The sequence below is a fragment of the Nostoc parmelioides FACHB-3921 genome (genome assembly GCF_014696625.1).
Classification (GTDB): Bacteria; Cyanobacteriota; Cyanobacteriia; order Cyanobacteriales; family Nostocaceae; genus Trichormus; species Trichormus parmelioides.
This window is the reverse complement of record NZ_JACJQL010000161.1, coordinates 1-2,631: the sequence shown is the minus strand read 5'-3', so window position 1 is coordinate 2,631 and position 2,631 is coordinate 1. Positions and strand designations below refer to the sequence as shown.

At 40.6% G+C, this 2,631-nt stretch carries 5 protein-coding genes; 4 read left to right on the top strand and 1 reads right to left on the bottom strand.

Annotated elements, in window-relative coordinates; all coding sequences use genetic code 11:
• Positions 1-63 precede the first annotated feature (63 nt).
• The 3 genes from H6G14_RS33110 to H6G14_RS33100 all read left to right on the top strand — a co-directional run bounded on the left by H6G14_RS33110 (position 64) and on the right by H6G14_RS33100 (position 1,183).
• The gene (locus H6G14_RS33110) at positions 64-510 is read left to right on the top strand and encodes a hypothetical protein (protein ID WP_190573214.1); all 447 of its coding nucleotides are present in this window, start codon (positions 64-66) and stop codon (positions 508-510) included.
• Between the two features lie 103 nt (positions 511-613).
• The gene (locus H6G14_RS33105) at positions 614-865 is read left to right on the top strand and encodes a DUF1816 domain-containing protein (RefSeq protein WP_190573213.1); all 252 of its coding nucleotides are present in this window, start codon (positions 614-616) and stop codon (positions 863-865) included.
• Positions 866-1,018: 153 nt separating this feature from the next.
• Positions 1,019-1,183, top strand: a complete 165-nt coding sequence (locus H6G14_RS33100) for a hypothetical protein (protein WP_190573211.1) — start codon at positions 1,019-1,021, stop codon at positions 1,181-1,183.
• 235 nt (positions 1,184-1,418) lie between these two features.
• Here H6G14_RS33100 and H6G14_RS33095 read toward each other — a convergent pair whose 3' ends face one another.
• Entirely contained in the window at positions 1,419-1,826 is a 408-nt protein-coding gene (locus H6G14_RS33095; protein ID WP_190573209.1) for a BON domain-containing protein, read from the bottom strand.
• Positions 1,827-2,098: 272 nt separating this feature from the next.
• Here H6G14_RS33095 and H6G14_RS33090 point away from each other — a divergent pair, with 272 nt between their 5' ends.
• Entirely contained in the window at positions 2,099-2,278 is a 180-nt protein-coding gene (locus tag H6G14_RS33090) for a hypothetical protein (RefSeq protein WP_190573207.1), read from the top strand.
• Positions 2,279-2,631 lie beyond the last annotated feature (353 nt).

The window sequence follows — 2,631 nt, the reverse complement described above, 5'->3', positions numbered from 1 at the left end:
AAAAATGCTGATGGGTACGGTGACTCGTAAATAGCAATTGCTCATTTGTACCAGACAAGACCCATGACAGATGAAGTACATGAAATCGTCATTGATATTATTCAGCGCTGGCTAGAACAAGATAGTGATCCACCAAGCTGCCGACTATTAACCCGTACTGTTTTTATCACCGAATTGGTCAGGTTAAAAATCATTTACGAACAAGAACAAACGACTTATCAAAACGCTAGCTTTCAAGCAGGCAAAGGCTGGCAGCAATCCCTGGAACTTCGGGCCAGTCATAGTGAACAATTAGTCAACGTACCATTTCTCGCACAAATTAAAATCAAGTACGGTCTAGAGCGCCTGCAAAAGCTAATTGATAGTGATGCTTTAGTAACTTGTGCCGACTGGTGTAAGTTGCGTGGATGGACAGATTTATTTGTGCATGAAGGAAGTTTCTGGGCTTTTCCTCCTAGTGCCGTACTACCCCTGCCAATCTTTGAGGCTTCTTGTTACTTGGCTATCTAGAGGCGATTGAACTTGATATATCCTCATGCTTTTGGTAGAGGATAGCTGTCACTGTGATAGTCATGCTGTTTAATAACAACTATTTCTTCTAACTTTTTTCTTTGTGTTGAATAAAATTAAATTTTTCCTTCAAGGATTAATCCAAGGACTCAAGAGTGATTACTGGGCAGAAATTACCACCCAATACCCTCACTGCATTTACTATTTTGGCCCTTTTCAAACTTTTGTGGAAGCGAAAGCTGCTAGTCCCGGATACGTTGATGATCTCTCAAGCGAGGGTGCTTTGGGGATAAAAGTCGTTATTAAACGCTGCCGTCCTGATGTATTGACGATTTTTGATGAACAAGTGAGCTAAATAGCAACATTGCTCAGTTGAGGCTGGGAGTAGGATTTTAATAATAAAAAATATGAGCAGATATGCGTTCTGGAATCTAAGCTACAAGTAAAAAGCCAAAGGAGTTCCCAAACCTCTGGCTTACTGGTGGTCGTGTGTGTATACGGAGAAAAGATGAACGATCTTGAAACTCTACTATCACAATTTCAGTCCAGGATTAATCAGAATCCTTCTGTCCTGTGGGGTGGACAACAAGAAAATAAAGCCACACCAGAGAGTGAAGACGGCGCTCGTCTAGAACAATCTATCCGCAAATTTATATTCATTAAATATAATTAGATAAAAATCAATATAAATTCCCCCAGGTGATAATGATTAAACTTCAATAGTTCACGTTTATCCACCTTAAGCAAGTTTAATCAGCCAACGAAATCATCAAAGGTAGCGATTGGGAATGATAAGTTTAAATTGATGGCTCGTTGTCGCGTGGCTGTCATCAAGGAAGATACAATACTTTGGGGTGTGGATTACACGAAAGTACACTTTAGCATTCAGCTAGCGATTAGCGCACCGTCTAAGCTGAGGCGGCAATTTTAACCTGGGTAGTGTCTACTTGCTTGGTGCCATCTACTTTGGCCGCTACATATTCGAGATGATTTAGGATGTCCTGGCTTGGCACAGAACCCTTAAGGATAATAGTGCTACTATCTTGACAGATTTGTAGAGTTTCAATTTCATCGATATGTGGTGCTTGCTCGAAAGCCTCAGCCACACGTTTAGCTAAACCGAGTTGATCGTATTCACCCTCAAGTCCCATATATTCAGGAGGTGGTGGAGGTTGATGCTCTCCAGCCTTCTCGCGCCGAGAGAGATCGTACTCACCAGTCAGCCCCGGACTCATGCACGTTTCCGATTGCCCAGAGTCCCTTGTCTTTAGTAGGCTGATAGTTTCTTGTTCACAAACTCTTTTTAGCCAACTCATGAGTATTACCTACTTACCGTAGTTTGTATCCTTATACTCCCTTTCGCTGTTGATTTTTTATTTTCCAAACTGCAAATTCTTACAGAGATAAGGCAATGAATTGGGCATTCTTGCAACACCTAAAACTTGATCTCTTATAAGGGAGTATCTCTTTCTAAGATAACTGTCACTACTGTTGATAACTTCTACTAAAAGAAAGGGTTTGATATTAAATCTGTCCTTTCAACTCAAGGGTAAACAATGGGTGAAAATTAATACTGGCGATGCTGCTTATGACTGCCTCTTGTGAGGAGATAGCCTTTGTGGAAAGCATTTTAGAGGCGGTCAACCTGATAGCTGTTATAGAGCAAGTGGGACATGGAACTTCCGTTAACTGTGCGGCCAGCGTCTCTACCTCACACAACAAATCGATTTGGCATTACCTGATTCTAAAACTGGGGAACGCAACTTAAGAATAGTAACGAGCTTACTTAAGAAGATAACCAAAAATCAGCTAAACATTAATACTTGTGCATCTGTTTGATATAGGAGTAGAGAATTTCACGTTCGCCACCCTTTGAGACAATGAAGCATTATGGCTTTGCTATTTCTTCAATAGCATCACCTAAATTGACCGTTAAGTTTGTAATCTAGGATATTGAATAATCACCAACTTCTATCAGTACCAATCTCATGGGCATCTACTTCAATAAAGCAGTAATCCATGTCAGCATGAGAGTCCATTTCTTGTATTAAATCCCAAACTTGCTTATCCAAGTCCTCATCATTTTCGTAGGGGATAGTGAGAATGTACTCATGGCTATTA